Below are 16,059 nucleotides of genomic sequence, written 5' to 3'. Positions count from 1 at the left end.
TTGACCGCTTACCGGACGCGATCGTGGCAAATGGGCGCAAAACCGGCCCCCCCGAACGCAGACACCCCCCGCCATGGTGGCGAGGGGCATCCGGAGAGAGAGCGGGAAGCTCTATCTGGTGGCGATCACTCGTCTTCGAGCGATGCGGCGCGCAGGCGGTCGAAGATGTCGGCGCCGTGGGCGGGGGTGCCGTTGACGAGCGTGGCGCCGTTCAGGCCGCGCAGGTCGGAGGGCGTGTCCTGGGACGCGTTGACGACGTCGAACGCGGTGCCGAGCGCGCCGGTCGATGCCACGCGGGAGGTGTTCTCACCCGACGGTGCGAAGCGCAGGTCAGAGGTGCTTTCGGCGGATTGGTTGAAGTGGTCGAACGCGAAGATGGACGCTGCGGATTGGGCGAAGGCCGGGGCGGCGACGGTGGCGGCAACGGCGGCGATGAGTGCGATCTTTTTCATTTTCTCTATCCTTTTGAGTGTGTTGGGACCGGCTTTGATTGTGGCCCCTGGTTTGGTGTGTCTCTCTGGCGAACCTCTGTGGCCCGTCGATGGAATGAATATGCGGGGGGTGGCGCTCTCAATCCAGACACGGAAGCGCGAGAATCCGGTAATATTGGTGCGCATGTGCACACAACCCGCTCGAAGCGCACGGAGCCCACGGATGCGTGAGCCCCGGTCTCGGCGCCGTGAGAATTCCGGCGCTTTGCTGAAATATTCTGGGGTGTGGCGGATGCGGTCGCCGGGCTTGGGGCGGCTTCGGGGGGAATCGCCCGAGCGTCGCTTCCTTGGCATCCCGCGTAAATCGAACTCAGGCGCCCGGTGTGACGCCTATTTCTTGTGCGGCCCGGAAATCGACCGTCCCAGATTGCACCCAGCCCTTCCCCCGGCGCGGGCCCGGACGGAATAGTGGGGTCAGTTGATGCAGCCTTGGGTCGTCTCCTCCCTTTCTGACCTCTGGGTGATCAGCATAACCTGAAGCTGGCGGCCTGCCTCCTCGTCTCTCTTCCATTTGGCCGGTCGCCAGCGCCTTCCTTTATTGCCCCCTCTCCATCGCCTGCCCCATTGTCGCCACATTTCTGCCCCGGGTTTTGCCCGATTTCGCGCGCACCGTACGGAGTTATCGACGCAAAACAATAATAGGAGCAGCGCGATGCCAACGCAGAAACCCACCCCCGCCAAGGGCCAGTCCCCCACCAAGGAACGCCCGGTGCCTGTCCGCTTTTCCGATTGGGCCAGCATCTGATAGACCGGACCTCCTTGGAGGTCTCATGAGCGATGATCCAAGCGGCGACCCTGTCACCGCGATCCGAAATATCGGCCCCGCCTTGGCCGAGATCCTCGGCAAGGCCGGGATCGTTACCGCGACGCAGTTTCGCGATGTTGGCGCACACGAGACGTATCGCGCGGTTTTGCGAACCGGCGCGCGTCCCCACTTCATTACATATTACGTGCTGCACATGGCGGCGCAGAATCGACCCTGGAATGATTGCAAGGGGGCGGAAAAGGATGCCTTGCGCGCGAGGTTCGATGCCCTCAAGGCAGAGGAAGCCGCCGCCGGAAACGATCCGGAGCTGGAACGCTTGCTGAATTCCATCGGCACGGGATTGCGACGCTAGGGAACCGTTTGGCCCTTTCGTCGGTTATATGGCTAAGCCCCAAAATTGCAGAGCCAAGGCATGACCGAGCGCGATCCACTGGAAGATATCGAACATCTGGAACGGCTGGCCATTCGCATGGACAGCGCGTTTCGCATCCCCGGCACCGGGTTCCGTGTGGGTTACGATTCAATCGTGGGCCTGATCCCGGGCATCGGCGATGCGCTGACCCTCGCTCCCTCCCTCTACATTCTCTGGAAGGCTTGGCAGATGGGCGTGTCCCTGCCCCGGCTGGCCCGGATGGGGGGCAATGTGGCCCTGGATACGCTGATCGGCGGTATTCCGGTTCTGGGCGACCTGTTTGACGCGGCCTTCAAGGCGAACCGGCGCAACGTTGCCTTGGTACGGGCGCATGTGGAGCGGCAGAACCCCACGATGCGCCACAAAAAAGGGCCGCGCGCACACGCGGCCCGTCTTCAGGAAACGATCTAGGGCAACTGACCCTTCGACTTAGCCAACCAGCTCAAGACCGGAGAAGAAAAACGCGATCTCTTCCGCTGCCGTCTCGGGCGCGTCGGAGCCGTGGACGGAATTCTCACCGATAGAAAGCGCGAATTCCTTGCGGATCGTGCCTTCCGCCGCCTCGGCCGGGTTCGTGGCCCCCATCACTTTGCGGTTCTTGGCGATCGCGTCTTCCCCTTCGAGGACCTGCACCACGATCGGCTCGGAAATCATGAACTCGCACAGCTCATCGAAGAACGGGCGATCCTTGTGGACGCCGTAGAACGCCTGCGCTTGAGCCAACGTCAGTTGGATGCGCTTGGAGGCGACGATGCGCAGCCCCGCCTCCTCGAATTTGGTAATGATCTTGCCGGTCAGGTTGCGCTTGGTGGCGTCGGGTTTGATGATCGAGAAGGTGCGTTGGATAGCCATGGGGATGCTCCATTGAGGGCGTCAGTCAATTCGCGGGCGGGCTACCATGCCCACCCGCCTTTGGAAAGGCCCTCCCCCTGCCCTGTCACTCCACGCGGATCAGCGGCTGTTGCAGCCCCACTTCGGGCCGGTTTTCGGGGTAGTAGAAGCCGGTGCCGTCCACATGCTTGCCACCCATGAACAGCATGTTGGGTGTGTCTTCCCGCACGTAGAGAAAATCGTGATCGACGACGATGTCGGAGCCTTCCACGAAATTCAGAAGCGCGCAGGGCTGACCGAGGATGTCACGCACTTCGTTGAGCACGAACGGCCCCTCCCCGCAGGCCCCATCGGGCAGCGTGTTCATCTGTTCCACCATCGGCGGGGCGAGAAGCGTCAGTTCCAGTTGACGGTTGAGGACGTAATCCTGGCTCCACGCGCCGTCGACCGCCGGGTTGGGGCCGTGCCACTCGATTTCGCCGGCGAAGTCATAGGCCACGGCGGGCATCTCGCAAGCCGGGTCCGCGTAGACGGTGATGTTAGCGGTGAACCCGCCCTCGGCATCATAGACAAAGTCGCGTGTCAGGTAGGACGGGGTCGGCGCGCCGCCTTCGGGATCGGCGGTCGGGCGCAACTCGCAACTGATGGAGGTCCAGGTACCGACAATCCGCTCCTGCAGACCTTCAAGGGACGTATCGGCGACGGTCGGCGTGGCCGCGACTATCAGGGCGATGGAAAGGGGAAGCCGTGTCATCTGGAATCTCCGGGTCATGATTTCGATGGCCAAGGCATGCGCGCTTCAATATGCTTTCTGCAACTAGGCATTCGAAATTGAGGTAGTCATGAATACAGAACCATTGGTGCCGGAACAGGGCGATCCCGCCTGCCCCGTCACACGATGCCTGTCGATGATCGGCGGGAAATGGAAACCTGTGATCCTGTTCATGGTCACAAATGGTGTGAACCGATTCGGCGCGATGCAACGCGCGGCACCGGGTTGCACGAAACAGATGCTCACCAAGCAATTGCGAGAGATGGAGGCCGATGGGTTGCTCCATCGGGAGATTTTCGCCGAGATCCCGCCACGTGTGGAGTACAGTCTGACCGACAAGGGCCGGTCGCTCTTGCCCGTGATCGGCGCCATGCGCGCGTGGGGTGAGGCGAATGCCTAGACCCACGCCCGTGCGCTTGCTATAGGCCGCGCAAGGGTCCGCAGTTCACCCAGTCGTCGCCGGGCATTCAGCCTTCGCTAAACCTGTCAGTTGCAGACGGTTCCATGCGTGATTGTCCCGCATGCCACCGACAAGGGCGACACTCGGACCCCGCCGCGCGGGGGATGGCATGCTGCACGAGGCACATCACATGACCCGTTCACCCGACCCGCTTTTCATCGCGGACTTGTCGCTTTTCGCCAAATCGCTCCGCACCGCACTGGAGGCACAGACCGCGCCGCCCGGTCAGGCGAAGATGATGGACCTGATCGCCAAGGCCGCAGGGTTTCGTAATCAACAAACGCGCCGCGCCGCGCGACTCACCCCGCGCCCGTCCGACCGGGTGGGCCGCGCCATGCGCTGCTTCGCGGACGGGCAGATGGTCCGCTGGCCGAAGCAGACGGTGATCCAGGGCCTGTGCCTTTGGGTGATGTGGCACCACCTGCCCCCGCGTCGCGAGATGGAAGAGCCCGAGGTGAATGCGATCCTGAACGCCCATCACAGCTTCGGGGACCATGCACTGCTGCGGCGTTCCCTGGTGGATCACGGGATGATGGCGCGGTCCCGCGACGGCCGGGTGAACAGACGGATCGAGCAGCGCCCGCCCGACGATGCGCTGGTCCTGATCCAGACGCTGTCGGGCCGCTGATCACCGCCCCTAGCGGAGGGATCGTCCCTCTGCTAGGCCGCGCCCCATGCTACGGATTTCGGACATCAGCTATTCGGTAGCGGGCCGCCCCCTGCTGGAAGGCGCCAGCGCCAGCATTCCCACTGGCCACAAGGTCGGCATCGTGGGGCGCAACGGCACGGGCAAGACCACGCTCTTCCGCCTCATCCGGGAGGAGCTGACGTTGGATGCCGGCTCCATCACCCTGCCGTCCGGCGCGAAGATCGGAGGCGTCGCGCAGGAAGTGCCCTCCTCGGACACATCCCTGATCGACACGGTGCTGGAAGCCGATACCGAACGCGCCGCCCTCCTGGCGGAAACCTCGGACGATCCGGCCCGCATTGCCGAAGTGCAGGAACGTCTGACAGCCATCGACGCCTGGGGGGCGGAGGCGCGGGCGGCCACGATCCTCAAGGGTCTTGGCTTCACCCACGACGAACAGCTGATGCCGTGTTCCGCCTTTTCCGGCGGCTGGCGGATGCGCGTGGCCCTGGCCGGTGTGTTGTTTGCCCAACCCGACCTGCTTTTGCTGGACGAGCCGACCAACTACCTCGATCTGGAAGGTGCCCTGTGGTTGGAGGCTTATCTGGCCAAATACCCCCACACGGTGCTTGTGATTTCCCACGACCGCGGGCTTCTGAACCGGGCCGTGAACCACATCCTGCACCTCGCCGACCGGGACTTGACGCTATACGCGGGCGGCTACGACACCTTTGCCAAGACCCGGGCGGAGCGGCGCGCCGTACAGGCGGCGGCCGCCAAGAAGCAGGAGGCGCAGCGCGCCCACCTTCAAAGCTTCGTGGACCGGTTCAAGGCAAAGGCGTCCAAGGCAAAACAGGCACAATCCCGTGTGAAGATGCTGGAAAAGATGGAGACGATCCGCGCCCCCGAAGATGCCGCGCGCACCGTCTTCACCTTCCCCGAGCCCGAGGAACTCAGCCCCCCAATTGTGGCCATGGACAATGCCGCCGTCGGTTATACCGACACGCCGGTCCTCAAGCGCCTGAACCTTCGGCTGGATCAAGATGATCGCATCGCACTTTTGGGACGCAATGGCGAAGGCAAGTCGACCTTGTCGAAATTGCTGGCGGGAAAACTCAAGACGATGGAGGGGCGGATTACGTCTTCCTCCAAGCTGCGCATCGGCTATTTCGCGCAGCATCAGGTCGATGAATTGCACCTGGATGAGACGCCGCTTGACCACATTCGACGGGAACGCCCTGCCGACGCGCCGCCGAAACTGCGCGCGCGCCTCGCCTCATTCGGGCTTGGGGTGGATCAGGCCGACACGATTGTCGCCAAACTCTCCGGCGGCCAGAAAGCGCGCCTGTCGCTGCTATTGGCCACGCTCGATGCGCCGCATCTGCTGATCCTCGATGAGCCGACCAACCACCTCGACATTGAAAGCCGTGAGGCGCTGGTCGAAGCCTTGACCGCCTATTCCGGCGCGGTCGTTCTCGTCTCCCACGATATGCACCTGCTCAGCCTCGTGGCCGACCGGCTCTGGCTCGTGAAGGATGGGCATGTGGCGCCCTACGCCCATGATCTGGAAACCTACCGCGCATCGCTTCTGGGGCAGGAAACGAAGCCGTCCAAACCCGCCAAGGAGAAGAAGAAGCCGCAACTGAGCCGCGACCAGATCAAGGACCTGCGGTCCGAGGTCAAACGCGCGGAGGCCCGCGTCCAGAAGATCGAGGAGATGCGCGAGAAACTCGCCAAGAAGCTCGCCGATCCCGCCCTTTACGAGGAAACCCGCGTGGGGGAGCTGCAAACGTGGCAGAAGAAATATGCCGAGGTGATGGAGGGGCTCGACCGCGCGGAATCCCTCTGGCTCAAGGCACAAGACACGCTCGACCGGGTGCAAACCGGCTGACCCCGCCCTCTTTGCTTCCAAAATACCTCGGGGGGGCCGAAGGCCGGGGCAGCGCCCCAACACACTTAAGCCAACGAATGCGCCAAAGGCGCACAATTTAACAAGAAACACAAAATGGACATCGCCACCTACATCCCCGCTTTCGTCACGCTTTTCGTGGTGATCGACCCGATCGGCCTCGCCCCGCTGTTCGTGGCGCTGACCGCGGGCACGGATGCCGCACGGCGACGGTCGATTGCGATCCGGTCGTGTCTCGTGGCGTTCGCGCTTCTGACGCTCTTCGGCCTTGCCGGTGAAGCGGTGCTCAATTTCCTTGGCATTTCCATGCCCGCCTTCCGCATGGCCGGCGGCATCTTGCTGTTTCTCACCGCGCTCGACATGCTGTTTGAACGGCGGACCGAGCGGCGCCAGGGTCAGGCCGACGCGGAGCCTGACAATACCGATCCATCCGTATTCCCACTGGCCATCCCGCTGATCTCCGGCCCCGGTGCCATCGCCTCGATGATCCTGCTGACGGGACAGGATGGCTCTGTCGCCCATATCGCTGCGGTCCACGGGGTCATGGCGCTGGTCGTGGCCTGCGTCTTTGCCCTGTTCCTGCTTGCCGCGCCGTTGGAGCGCCTTCTGGGTCCAACCGGTATCAACGTCGTCACGCGGCTTCTTGGCATGTTGCTCGCCGCCCTGTCGGTGCAATTCGTGATCGACGGGCTTCGGGACCTGCAAGTTGTCTGACAAGGCGCTATATCTGGGATCATGGATTCGATGGTGACCGGAAACCTGATCTACCTCATCGTGCTGCTCTGCGGGGTAATCGCGCTCTATTTCGGCGGGCGGAGAGAGCAGAATCTGGGTCAGATGGCCAAATACGGACTTATCTGGGGCGGAATTTTCCTTGCGCTTCTGGCGGGCATCGCGCTCATCGACTCGATCTTTGGCGGATCGACACCCTAGCCGCCCGCTTCCGCCTTCATCTCCCACCTGCCCGAGGCCTCGGACCAGTATTTCGCCGCAGCGCCCCCATTGGTGAGCGTCTTCCATTGTTCGCGCGCGGTTTGCAGCGCTGTGTCGTCATGGCCGTCGAACAGCACCATGACCCGCGCCATTTCCGCAATTTCCTCCACCGTAACAGCCGCACCTTCGACGGCGACGATGCAGGTTGGGTTGTTTGCGGCGTCCCCCGTCGTCAACAACACGGGCTGGTCGGCGTCATGGGTCCCACCCGCGCGGCCATGGGGAAGAAAGCCATCCTCAGGCTGAAGCCATAGCTGTGCGTCGAGCCTGTCGAGCAGCGCGTCGCTCCGCCCGCGCACGGCCACGCGCCATCCGGCCTGCAAGCTCTTCTCCAGCAGCACCCGCAAGGTCACTTCCAGCGGAGCCTGCGTCAGATGGTAGAAATAACAGTCTCCCATGGGCTTACGAGTGGTTCCTCATGTATTGCATCAGCTTTCGTATTCGTCGCGCACCAACCGGTCGAGAGCCATCACGCCCCAGCCTGTCGCACCCTTGGGGGCCAGCTTCGTTTCCGACTTCACCGACGCGACACCGGCGATATCCAGATGGATCCACGGCGTGTCATCCTTCACGAAACGGCCCAGGAATTGCGCGGCGGTGATAGAACCGGCGGCCCGTCCGCCCACGTTCTTCATATCGGCGATCCGCGATTTCAGCAGGTCGTCATAGGCTTGGCCCATGGGCAGGCGCCATGCCCCTTCCCCCTCCGAAGCCGCGGCCTTGAGAAAGGCATTGCTAAGCGCATCGTTGTTGGAGAAGACACCCGCATTCTCGTGCCCCAACCCGATGATGATCGCGCCGGTCAGCGTGGCAAGGTCGATCATGCCCGAAGGCTCGAACCGGTCCTGCGCGTACCACATCACGTCACACAGAACCAAGCGCCCCTCCGCATCGGTGTTGATGACCTCGATCGTATCACCTTTCATGGAGGTCACGACATCGCCCGGGCGCTGCGCGCGGGCGTCGGGCATGTTCTCCACCAATCCGACCAAACCCACGACGTTCGCCTTGGCCTTGCGAAGCGCCAGCGTTCGCATCACGCCCGCCACAACACCCGCGCCGCCCATGTCCATGGTCATGTCTTCCATGCCGCCCGCAGGCTTCAGGCTGATCCCGCCGGTGTCGAAGACCACGCCTTTGCCGATCAGGGCCAGCGGCTTCTCATCCGCGCCACCATTCCATTGCATCACCACAACCTTGGATGGCGCGTCGGAGCCCTGCCCCACCCCCAGAAGGGCGCCCATTCCAAGCTTGGCGAGGTCCTTTTCCTCCAGCACCTCGACGTCCAGCCCGATGTCGCGCATCGCCTCAAGCCGGTCTGCGAATTCCTGCGTTGTCAAGACGTTGGCCGGTTCATTGACCAGATCGCGGGTGAAGAACACGCCGTCTGCCACGGCCATCGCCGCTTCGGCGTCGGCCTTAGCGTCTTCGGGTTTGTTACATTGGATCACAGAACCTTCCGCCACGGTCTTGTCAGCCGTCTTATGGGCATCGAACGTGTAGTCGCGCAGGACGAGGCCAAGGGCGAGGTCGCTCAACCGCGTGGTGGAGCCTGCACAGATCGTCAGAGGGTCCTTACCCTTGAATTTCGCAAGGGACGCGCCGGCCTTGCGCGCATCTTCCACCGATGGACGCCGGTCCAGCTTGATGACACACAGCGCCTTGGCCGCGAGCCCCGCCGGAAACCCCATGGTGAACCCTTCGCCGGATTTCACCTTCTCCCACCTTTCGCTTTCCAACATCCGTGCGACGGCCTGTTTCGACAGGCGGTTCACACGCCGTCCGGCATTGTCCAGCTTGCCGTCCGCCGTGACGAGGATGGCCAGCTTCCCCTCCAATTCCGCAAGCGTATCGAGGTCGGTTTCGGCGAAATCCACGGGGGCGACACTGGTCATTAACGGGCTCCTGACTGGGAAAAGCGTGACATTCAGGACGCGACCTTAGGGCGGAGACATGGCCTTGGCCAGATCGCCCCTACGCATCCCCGAAAAACTGCATTAAAACATAGATGACGCGGTCGGACTGCCATCCGGATACCGCATATGGGGGTCCGGGCCGCTTGGGTCAGTTCGACAAATATATTCTGCGCCAGTTGGTGATGCTGTTCGGGTTCTTCAGCCTGGTGCTGGTCTCGGTCTATTGGGTGAACCAGGCCGCGCGCCTGTTCGATTCGCTGATCGCCGATGGTCAGAATGTCGGGGTTTTTCTTGAATTCTCGGCCCTGACCCTGCCCTGGATCATCCAGTTGATCCTGCCCGTCGCGGCGTTCGTTGCGACGCTCTACATTTTCAACCGCATGATCGGCGAGTCCGAGATGGTGGTTTTGCAAACCGCGGGCCTGTCGGCACTGCGGTTGCTGCGTCCGGTGTTCTATTTCGGGATCCTGATGGCGCTTTTGGTGGGCGTTCTTGGCAACGTTCTGGCCCCCGCCGCCCGGTCACAATTCATGATGCGCCAAGATGAGGTGCGCGACGACTTGACCGGCAAGTTCCTGCGCGCGGGTGAGTTTATCCACCCCACCGCTGGCCTGACCGTCTACATCCGCGAAATCAGCGACTTGGGCGAGTTTCAGGACATTTTCCTGCAAGACGCCACCAATCCCGGCGTGGAAGTCACCTACACCGCCACGAACGCGCTTCTGGTTCGGTCAGACACCGGTCCGCGGCTGGTGATGTTCGATGGCGTGGCCCAGACCCTGGATCTTGAGACGGGGCGACTTGGCACCGTGCAATTCAGCGATTTCACCTATGACGTGGGTGGGTTGATCAACCCGGACACCACGCGCCGCGTGGATGTGAGAGAGGTCTCGACCCCGACCTTGCTGCGCGCGGACGCCCAGATGGCGGAGGAGTTGAACCTGCCGCTGGCCCACATGGTCTTCGAAGGCCATGACAGGATCGCGCAATCCCTCTTCGTCATCTTCGTGCCGCTGATCGGGGCCGCATCTCTGATGTTGGGCACGTTTTCTCGGTTCGGCGTCTGGAAACAGGTCCTGATCGCCGTGGCGCTGGTCTTGCCGATGCAGATCGTGCGCAATGCCGGAGAAGCCGCCGTGCGCGCCGATGCCGACGCGTGGCTGATGGCTTATGCGCAACCGGCGGTGGCGGCAATCGTCGCCGCGATCATGGTGGCGCTGGCGATGCGGCGGCGACAGGGCTGGCGGGGGATCCCGGCGTGATCCTGCACCTCTACATCGCGCGCCGTTTCCTGCGGGCCTTCGGGATCGTACTGGCCGTCTTCATCGCCATCATCCTGCCGATCGACATGGCCGACCAATTGCGCCGGATCGGATCGGACCAGGGCTTCATGGCGGTCCTGTCGCTCGCCCTGCTGAACCTGCCGCGCGGCCTGATCGGGCTGATGCCGCTCTTCGTAATGCTAGCGACGCTGGTCCTGTTTCTTGGCCTGTCGCGCACGTCCGAACTGGTCGTGGTGCGCGCCGCCGGACGCTCCGCCCTGCGATCTGCCGCATCTCCGGTCATCGTGGCTTTGTTGATCGGGATCCTGTCGCTGGTCCTGCTGAACCCGCTGGTTGCAAGCACCGCGCGCCAGTACGATCTGACGCTGGCGCGGCTCTCCGGGCTGGAAAGCCGCACCGTTTCCGTGACGGGACAGGGGCTTTGGCTGCGCCAGGGGGTGGCCAGCGAACAGACGGTCATCCGTGCCAGCGCCACAAATTCCGACGGGACGCATCTGTTCGATGCCTCGTTCTTCACCTTCGATGTGAACGGCGTACTGACCGAACGGCTGGACGCACGGGAAGCGATCCTGAGCTTCGGCGCCTGGACCCTGACGGATGTGAAACGATGGCCCATCGCGGGGTCCGGCAATCCGGAGGCCGACGCCGAGGATTTCGAGACGTTGACCCTGCCCTCTACCCTGACGGCCGAGCAGATCCGCGACAGCTTCGGCAATCCCGAAACGGTGCCGATCTTCGAGCTTCCGGGGTTCATCCGGCAACTCAACGACGCAGGCTTTGCCGCGCTGCAACACCGGACCTGGTTCCAAATGCAATTGTCGTCCCCGCTCCTCTTGGCTGCCATGGTCCTGATCGGGGCCGGCTTTACCATGCGCCACACGCGGTTCGGCAAGACCGGCATCATGGTGATGAGCGCGATCCTTCTGGGCTTCGGCGTGGTGTTCCTGCGGCGGTTTGCCGAGGTGCTTGGGGAAACGGGTCAGGTTTCGGCAACACTTGTCGCCTGGACGCCGCCGATTGCCGCAATTCTCTTGGCCACGGGCCTACTTTTGCATACGGAGGACGGGTGAGGCGCTGGGTGAGCCATAGGCTGGCAGCCACAGTACTGGCTGCGACCGTCTGCTGGGGGGCTCCCCCGACAGCGCAGGGCGTCCCTACGCTTGCCCCCGCCACCTTGATTGCCGACAACATCCGCTTTGATGGCGGGCAGAACGTCACCGCCCGTGGCTCGGTCGAGGTCTTCTTCAACGGCGCACGCCTGCGCGCGCAATCCATCCGTTACGATGGCGGCACCGACACGCTTCAGGTCCAGGGTCCGCTGACCCTGACCGATGCGTCGGGCAATTCGGTTATCGTGGCAGACTTCGCTGAGCTTTCAGACGATCTGCAGAACGGTGTATTGCAATCTGCACGCCTTGTGCTGGATCGCCAGCTTCAGATCGCCGCGACCGAGATCGAGCGGTCGGAAGGGCGCTATACGCAGCTTTACCAGGCCGTCGCGTCATCTTGCGAGGTCTGTTTCGAGAACCCGACACCTTTGTGGGAGATCCGTGCCCGGCGTGTCATCCATGACGAGCAGGAGCAGCAGCTCTATTTCGAGAATGCGCAGTTCCGCGTCCTCGGCGTGCCGGTTTTCTTTCTGCCCCGCATGCGTCTGCCCGATCCGACGCTGGACCGCGCGACCGGGTTCCTTGCCCCGTCCATCCGCGCCAATGACCGCACCGGTACGCAGGTGCGCGTACCCTATTTCGTGCGTCTGGGCGACCACGCGGACATCACCGTCACGCCCTGGATCGGACCAGGCTCCCAAACGCTGGAGGCGCGCTATCGCCATGCCTTCCGCAACGGGGAGATCGCCTTGCAGGGCGCCGTGTCTTGGGATGACATCACTGACGATCCGACCCGCGCCTACCTGTTCGGGACCGGCCAATTCGATTTGCCGCGGGAATTCACGCTGGACCTGCAGGTCCAGGCCGTCAGCGACCGGGCCTACCTGACGACCTACGGGTTCGAGGATCCCGACATCCTTGAAACCTTCGCGCGGATCAGCCGCGTCCGGCGAGAGGAATACATCGAAGCCTCCGCCACGCTTTACCAATCGCTGATCGAGGGGGAGGACAACGATGTCCTGCCCACCCGCGTCGCCCATGCAGAGATCACCCGCCGGATCACCCCGCCCCTGATCGGCGGCATGTTGACGGCGGAGTTGGAAGGGACCGGCTTCTACCGTTTCTCGACTGCCGATACCGTCGGCACGATGGTCAATGGTCGCGACGTGGCCCGCGTGACCGGCCAGTTGGATTGGCGACGGACCGAGACCTTCGGCGGCCTTCTGACCACGTTCGAGGCGGCCTTACACGGCGGGTATTACGCCACCCAGCAAGATGGCCCGCTCGACGGCGCGGAAACCCGCATCACGCCCTATGGGGCCATCGAATTCCGCTATCCCCTGCAAGCGATCAGCGCACGTGGGGTCAGCCACGTGATCGAGCCCGTGGCGCAACTTGTCTGGTCAGAAACCTACGGCAACGCCGTGCCGAACGAAGACAGCTTCATCGTGGAATTCGATGAAGCGAACCTCTTCTCCCTCGACCGGTTCCCCGGATCGGATCTGCGCGAAGTGGGGCCGCGGGCCAATGTGGGCCTCGCCTATTCCCGGCTTTCCCCATCGGGCTGGCGCCTTGGCGTGGCGGGCGGTGTTGTCTTCCGCACCGATGAACAGGGGCAATTGACCGACGGGTCGGGCCTGAACGGGACGCAATCGGATTTCCTGATGGCCACGCATCTGGGCTTCAACGATCAACTGACGCTGGTGAACCGGTCGCTTTTCGACTCCTCCTTCGATTTCACATCGTCGGAGCTTTCGCTCTACTGGTCCGGGGACAGGCACGAGGTCGTGACAAGCTACACCTTCCTGGAGGCTGATCTGGGCGAGCAGCGCCCGCGCGATCTCTCGGAATGGGCCTTTGATGCCAATTACGGCCTTGCCAGCGGATGGGAGGCCGGGGTCAACTGGCGCTACGATTTCATCGAGGCGGGACCCTCGCGCGCGGGCCTGTCGCTGGGGTTCGAGAACGAATGCGTGGATATGGAATTTTCCGTCTCGCGCCGCTATACGACATCGGCGACGCTTGAACCGGCCACCAGCTTCGGATTTACCGTGTCTCTAGCGGGCTTCGGCGCCGGACGCGAAGGCCGGTCAACGGCGCGCAGTTGCAGGGGATGACGGGCGCGCCTTCGCCGCGCCACGCCAGACCAGGCGGCAATGGACAACACACGTCCCGTGGGGGCGAATGAAAAGTGACTGGGGTTTCGGGCATGAACGGCATCTTCCAAGCGATCCACCGCGCGGCACGCAGCATCGCACCTTGTGCATTTGCCCTTACCCTCGCGCTCGGTACACCGGTCGCGGCCCAGAACCCGTTCGAGGCGGCGGTGCGCGTCGATGACCAGATCGTCACGAATTTCGAGATCTCGCAACGGATGCGATTTCTCGAGGTCCTCAACGCGCAAGGCGATTTGCGCCAGCAGGCGATTGACGCCTTGGTGAACGAGAGGCTTCAGGTGGACGCAGCCCTGCGCCTGGGCGTTTCGGCATCACCCGAGGAGATCGAGGCGGGGCTGAACGAATTCGCCGCCCGCGCCAATCTTGGGCCGGAACAATTCCTCAACCAGATGGGTCAGGCCGGCATTGCGCCGGAAACCGTGCGCGACTTCATCGCCAACGGGATCACGTGGCGCAACGTCGTGCGCACCCGCTTTGGATCGCGCGCGCAGATCACCGAGGAAGATATCGACGAGGCAATCGAGCTTGGCACGGTCCTGGGCGGCGGGATCGAGATCCTGCTTGCCGAGATCATCATTCCGGTCACGCCCGAAAACCAGGCCAACCTGGTGTCAGAGCTTCTGCGCCTGCGCGAGCAGATCGGTGGCAGGACGGAGGTCTTCTCGGAGGCCGCAAGCCGTTTCTCCGCCGCACCCACCCGTGAAAACGGCGGCCTGACCGGCTGGCGTCCGTTGCAGGAATTGCCCGAAGGTCTGCGCGAACGGTTCCTGACCATGGGCGTCGGCCGTGTGACCGAGCCGGTGCCCCTTGGCGGCGGGCAGGCCTACGCGCTTTTCCAGATGCGCGGTCAACGTGAAGTGGAGGCACCGCAATTGCCGATCACGGCGATCGACTATGTCTCAATCGCGATCCCCGGGGGGCGCAGCACCGAGGCGCTGACGCGGGCCGAGCAATTGCGGGTTTCGGTCGATACCTGCAACGATTTCAATGGCGTGATACCCGGCGGGTTCGAACGCCAAAGCGTGGCCCCCGGCGCCCTGCCCGACGACGTGGCACTGGCGCTCCGCTCGCTCGACAACCACGAAATGTCCACATCCGTCACCCGCAACAACGGCACGGTTCTTCTGGCGCTCATGCTGTGCGACCGTGTCACGGCGGAGCCCGAAATTGGCCGCGACGCGGTGCGGGAACGCCTGGTCGGCCAGCGCATCGAAGCCTATGCCAACAGCTACCTCGAAGAGCTGCGCGCGGATGCCAATATCGTCTACCTGAACTGACGTCGCCGCATGGGTCTGCCGCTTCCGATTGCAGTCAGCGTGGGGGAGCCGTCCGGCATCGGCCCGGAGATTGCGGCACGCGCCTGGGATCGTCTGGGCGCACGCCTGCCGTTTTTCGTGATCGGGGATCCGCGCCACCTGTCAGGCCACGGCTGCCCGATCCACGAAATTGCCGCCCCTGCCGATGCGATGGGGGCCACCTCTCGCGGGCTGCCTGTCCTGCCCCATGACTTCGCGGGCGACGCACGGCCCGGCCTGCCCGATCCGGCGAACGCCCAGGGTGTGATCGACGTGATCGCGCGCGGTGTTGATCTTGTGATGCGCGGCGAGGCGGCGGCCCTGACCACGGGACCGATTCACAAGAAGGCACTGATGGACGGGGCCGGCTTTCGTTTTCCGGGCCATACCGAGTACCTCGCCCATCTGGCGGGCGTCGACCGGGTGGTGATGATGCTGGCCTGCGACGCATTGCGCGTGGTGCCGGTGACGATCCACATCGCCCTCTCTGACGTGCCGGCGACCCTGACCCCCACCCTTCTGAGCGACACGATCCGGATCACGGACCGGGCGTTGCGCCGCGATTTCGGGATTGAGGCGCCGCGAATTGCCGTGGCGGGCCTTAACCCCCATGCCGGCGAAGGCGGCGCAATGGGGCGTGAGGAGATTGAGGTGATCGTTCCGATCCTGGACGCCTTGCGCGCGGAGGGCCTGGGATTGAGCGGTCCGCATTCGGCTGACACGATGTTCCATCCCGGCGCGCGGCGCGGCTATCACGCGGCCCTCGCAATGTACCACGACCAGGCGCTGATCCCGATCAAGACGATAGATTTCGCAGGCGGTGTGAACGTGACCCTTGGCCTGCCGTTCATCCGCACCTCCCCCGACCACGGCACGGCCTTCGACATCGCGGGCAAGGGTGTGGCCGATCCGACATCGCTTGTTGCGGCGTTGGAATTGGCGCGCGACATGGCGGTGGCCCGGGCCGCGGGGGGGCCGGGATGACACGATGCTCTGTCCGCCTTCGGCGGTTGCGCG

General features: G+C 63.6%; 17 protein-coding genes. 12 read left to right on the top strand and 5 right to left on the bottom strand.

What is annotated here, in order from left to right; translation table 11 throughout:
• Nucleotides 1-125: 125 nt before the first annotated feature.
• Nucleotides 126-452, bottom strand: a complete 327-nt coding sequence (locus KUW62_RS05530; protein ID WP_224814514.1) for a hypothetical protein — start codon at nt 450-452, stop codon at nt 126-128.
• An 809-nt stretch (nt 453-1,261) separates the two neighbouring features.
• Between KUW62_RS05530 and KUW62_RS05525 the strand changes: the two genes are divergently transcribed.
• Together KUW62_RS05525 and KUW62_RS05520 are read left to right on the top strand one after the other, a co-directional pair.
• The gene (locus KUW62_RS05525; RefSeq protein ID WP_224814513.1) at nt 1,262-1,609 is read left to right on the top strand and encodes a TfoX/Sxy family protein; all 348 of its coding nucleotides are present in this window, start codon (nt 1,262-1,264) and stop codon (nt 1,607-1,609) included.
• A 60-nt stretch (nt 1,610-1,669) separates the two neighbouring features.
• Nucleotides 1,670-2,080 (top strand): DUF4112 domain-containing protein, encoded by a 411-nt coding sequence (locus KUW62_RS05520; protein ID WP_224814512.1) that lies wholly within the window; start codon nt 1,670-1,672, stop codon nt 2,078-2,080.
• An 18-nt stretch (nt 2,081-2,098) separates the two neighbouring features.
• Here KUW62_RS05520 and ndk read toward each other — a convergent pair whose 3' ends face one another.
• Together ndk and KUW62_RS05510 are read right to left on the bottom strand one after the other, a co-directional pair.
• Nucleotides 2,099-2,521, bottom strand: coding sequence for a nucleoside-diphosphate kinase (gene ndk, locus KUW62_RS05515; RefSeq protein ID WP_224814511.1), 423 nt, complete (start codon nt 2,519-2,521; stop codon nt 2,099-2,101).
• A gap of 85 nt (nt 2,522-2,606) precedes the next feature.
• A complete protein-coding gene (locus KUW62_RS05510; protein WP_224814510.1) occupies nt 2,607-3,254 on the bottom strand; it encodes a hypothetical protein in 648 nt (215 codons plus the stop codon).
• Between the two features lie 88 nt (nt 3,255-3,342).
• Between KUW62_RS05510 and KUW62_RS05505 the strand changes: the two genes are divergently transcribed.
• The 5 genes from KUW62_RS05505 to KUW62_RS05485 all read left to right on the top strand — a co-directional run bounded on the left by KUW62_RS05505 (nt 3,343) and on the right by KUW62_RS05485 (nt 7,202).
• A complete protein-coding gene (locus KUW62_RS05505) occupies nt 3,343-3,672 on the top strand; it encodes a helix-turn-helix domain-containing protein (RefSeq protein WP_224814509.1) in 330 nt (109 codons plus the stop codon).
• A gap of 190 nt (nt 3,673-3,862) precedes the next feature.
• A complete protein-coding gene (locus KUW62_RS05500) occupies nt 3,863-4,360 on the top strand; it encodes a DUF2087 domain-containing protein (protein ID WP_224814508.1) in 498 nt (165 codons plus the stop codon).
• A 46-nt stretch (nt 4,361-4,406) separates the two neighbouring features.
• Nucleotides 4,407-6,251 carry a ribosomal protection-like ABC-F family protein gene (abc-f, locus tag KUW62_RS05495; RefSeq protein WP_224814507.1) on the top strand — a complete coding sequence of 615 codons (1,845 nt, stop codon included), beginning with the start codon at nt 4,407-4,409 and terminating at the stop codon, nt 6,249-6,251.
• A gap of 114 nt (nt 6,252-6,365) precedes the next feature.
• Complete coding sequence (locus tag KUW62_RS05490; RefSeq protein WP_224814506.1) at nt 6,366-6,983, top strand: MarC family protein; 618 nt, start codon at nt 6,366-6,368, stop codon at nt 6,981-6,983.
• A gap of 21 nt (nt 6,984-7,004) precedes the next feature.
• Complete coding sequence (locus tag KUW62_RS05485) at nt 7,005-7,202, top strand: hypothetical protein (protein ID WP_224814505.1); 198 nt, start codon at nt 7,005-7,007, stop codon at nt 7,200-7,202.
• On the opposite strand, the gene KUW62_RS05480 is transcribed toward KUW62_RS05485, so the two are convergent.
• Together KUW62_RS05480 and KUW62_RS05475 are read right to left on the bottom strand one after the other, a co-directional pair.
• Nucleotides 7,199-7,660 (bottom strand): DNA polymerase III subunit chi, encoded by a 462-nt coding sequence (locus KUW62_RS05480; RefSeq protein ID WP_224814504.1) that lies wholly within the window; start codon nt 7,658-7,660, stop codon nt 7,199-7,201. The two genes, KUW62_RS05485 and KUW62_RS05480, sit on opposite strands and share 4 nt — an antisense overlap.
• Nucleotides 7,661-7,690: 30 nt before the next feature.
• Complete coding sequence (locus tag KUW62_RS05475) at nt 7,691-9,157, bottom strand: leucyl aminopeptidase (RefSeq protein WP_224814503.1); 1,467 nt, start codon at nt 9,155-9,157, stop codon at nt 7,691-7,693.
• Nucleotides 9,158-9,321: 164 nt separating this feature from the next.
• Between KUW62_RS05475 and lptF the strand changes: the two genes are divergently transcribed.
• The 5 genes from lptF to pdxA all read left to right on the top strand — a co-directional run bounded on the left by lptF (nt 9,322) and on the right by pdxA (nt 16,026).
• Nucleotides 9,322-10,440 carry an LPS export ABC transporter permease LptF gene (lptF, locus tag KUW62_RS05470; protein ID WP_224814502.1) on the top strand — a complete coding sequence of 373 codons (1,119 nt, stop codon included), beginning with the start codon at nt 9,322-9,324 and terminating at the stop codon, nt 10,438-10,440.
• Entirely contained in the window at nt 10,335-11,531 is a 1,197-nt protein-coding gene (lptG, locus tag KUW62_RS05465; RefSeq protein WP_370632850.1) for an LPS export ABC transporter permease LptG, read from the top strand. Before lptF ends, lptG begins: the two co-directional genes overlap by 106 nt.
• A 104-nt stretch (nt 11,532-11,635) precedes the next feature.
• Nucleotides 11,636-13,687: an LPS-assembly protein LptD gene (locus KUW62_RS05460; RefSeq protein ID WP_224814501.1), complete on the top strand. Its 2,052-nt coding sequence runs from the start codon at nt 11,636-11,638 to the stop codon at nt 13,685-13,687.
• A 92-nt stretch (nt 13,688-13,779) separates the two neighbouring features.
• Complete coding sequence (locus tag KUW62_RS05455) at nt 13,780-15,024, top strand: peptidylprolyl isomerase (protein WP_224814500.1); 1,245 nt, start codon at nt 13,780-13,782, stop codon at nt 15,022-15,024.
• Between the two features lie 9 nt (nt 15,025-15,033).
• Complete coding sequence (gene pdxA / locus KUW62_RS05450; protein WP_370632849.1) at nt 15,034-16,026, top strand: 4-hydroxythreonine-4-phosphate dehydrogenase PdxA; 993 nt, start codon at nt 15,034-15,036, stop codon at nt 16,024-16,026.
• The last annotated feature ends 33 nt before the right edge of the window (nt 16,027-16,059 follow it).

This window comes from Hasllibacter sp. MH4015 (assembly GCF_020177575.1).
Taxonomy (GTDB): Bacteria; Pseudomonadota; Alphaproteobacteria; order Rhodobacterales; family Rhodobacteraceae; genus Gymnodinialimonas.
The sequence above is the reverse complement of the archived record's forward strand: the minus strand, read 5'-3'. Positions and strand labels throughout refer to the sequence as shown.

Excerpts from the sequence above, each read along its gene's own strand:
- KUW62_RS05475 (WP_224814503.1), bottom strand. The coding sequence starts at position 9,157 with ATGACCAGTGTCGCCCCCGTGGATTTCGCCGAAACCGACCTCGATACG.
- KUW62_RS05500 (WP_224814508.1), top strand. The coding sequence starts at position 3,863 with ATGACCCGTTCACCCGACCCGCTTTTCATCGCGGACTTGTCGCTTTTC.
- KUW62_RS05505 (WP_224814509.1), top strand. The coding sequence starts at position 3,343 with ATGAATACAGAACCATTGGTGCCGGAACAGGGCGATCCCGCCTGCCCC.
- KUW62_RS05520 (WP_224814512.1), top strand. The coding sequence starts at position 1,670 with ATGACCGAGCGCGATCCACTGGAAGATATCGAACATCTGGAACGGCTG.
- pdxA (WP_370632849.1), top strand. The coding sequence starts at position 15,034 with ATGGGTCTGCCGCTTCCGATTGCAGTCAGCGTGGGGGAGCCGTCCGGC.
- KUW62_RS05510 (WP_224814510.1), bottom strand. The coding sequence starts at position 3,254 with ATGACACGGCTTCCCCTTTCCATCGCCCTGATAGTCGCGGCCACGCCG.
- KUW62_RS05490 (WP_224814506.1), top strand. The coding sequence starts at position 6,366 with ATGGACATCGCCACCTACATCCCCGCTTTCGTCACGCTTTTCGTGGTG.
- KUW62_RS05525 (WP_224814513.1), top strand. The coding sequence starts at position 1,262 with ATGAGCGATGATCCAAGCGGCGACCCTGTCACCGCGATCCGAAATATC.
- KUW62_RS05530 (WP_224814514.1), bottom strand. The coding sequence starts at position 452 with ATGAAAAAGATCGCACTCATCGCCGCCGTTGCCGCCACCGTCGCCGCC.
- KUW62_RS05455 (WP_224814500.1), top strand. The coding sequence starts at position 13,780 with ATGAACGGCATCTTCCAAGCGATCCACCGCGCGGCACGCAGCATCGCA.
- ndk (WP_224814511.1), bottom strand. The coding sequence starts at position 2,521 with ATGGCTATCCAACGCACCTTCTCGATCATCAAACCCGACGCCACCAAG.
- abc-f (WP_224814507.1), top strand. The coding sequence starts at position 4,407 with ATGCTACGGATTTCGGACATCAGCTATTCGGTAGCGGGCCGCCCCCTG.
- KUW62_RS05485 (WP_224814505.1), top strand. The coding sequence starts at position 7,005 with ATGGATTCGATGGTGACCGGAAACCTGATCTACCTCATCGTGCTGCTC.
- KUW62_RS05480 (WP_224814504.1), bottom strand. The coding sequence starts at position 7,660 with ATGGGAGACTGTTATTTCTACCATCTGACGCAGGCTCCGCTGGAAGTG.